Raw genomic sequence first — 1,006 nt, forward strand, 5'->3', positions numbered from 1 at the left:
TTCATCTGCTTATTTGTAAAATTATTACGTTTCTTCTGTTGCTGATTATTATTTTTACCACCTAATTTACGTAAACCACGATTCACGCCCACGCGTTTTTCAGTTTTTTCAGGCTTATCCTTATTATTGCGATTTTTAATTCGAAGAATATTGTGTGATCGCTGTGGTGGTGCTGGTTGGATCTTAGGTAAAGTCCATTTTAATTCTTGCTCCATAGACTCAACCCAAGGAATTTCATCTAATGTCACGATTGAGGATGTACTTTGAACATTAAAACGTTCGCCAATCACAGCAATACGCTCTTTAAATTCTAATCCAACATCTGGTAAATCAAAAAATATAATATCTGTTACACCTGCAAGCTCAACAGTTTGAGCAACTGCTTCTGGCAATAACAAAACAGATAAATCTCCCGAAACAAAGCGTTCAATAACTTTATCCTTAGCTTCATCTGATAAATTTGCATGTAAAATTCGTGAACGTACCTTTCCTTGATACAAATACTCTTCTAGTCGATGAGCATTATGCCTAGTTCGTGTAATAATCAGGGTCTTTTTTTCAGATCCTTTTAAGCGATTACGTAAATATGAACGTTTATAATTGCGATCCACCAATACTATATGATGCTCTTCCATTGAAGATTCAGCCGATATCTCACTTATATTTTTAATATCATCAATGGGTTTATCAACAGAAATATTAGCCTCTTCAGCTGTGATAGATTCTGCTTCAACTATAAATCCAAATGCAGGCTCCGCTTCCACCTTACTTTCTGGCTCCACTTCAATAACAATTTCCTTAACAGTCTCATCTTTGACAGTTTTTTCAATCTCATGAAACCCTGTTAAAGATAGAATCTTGCAATCCTCTGCTAATTGATTAAGTATCGGCTTAATAACATTGGCCATAAACTCTAATTCTTTATCTTGTCCAACCACAATTAAAGCACTGAAATGGTATCCAATAACATCACTTAAAGCATTTGGTACTTGTAGTGTCATCATTG

The 1,006-nt window shown here is 34.9% G+C and carries 1 protein-coding gene; it reads right to left on the reverse strand.

The window, feature by feature from the left end:
• The coding region (locus BZK14_RS08700; protein ID WP_281249116.1) for a helicase-related protein at positions 1-1,006 on the reverse strand (1,006 nt) is incomplete at both ends.

It is taken from the genome of Wohlfahrtiimonas larvae (genome assembly GCF_002006755.1).
GTDB classification, from domain to species: Bacteria; Pseudomonadota; Gammaproteobacteria; order Cardiobacteriales; family Wohlfahrtiimonadaceae; genus Wohlfahrtiimonas; species Wohlfahrtiimonas larvae.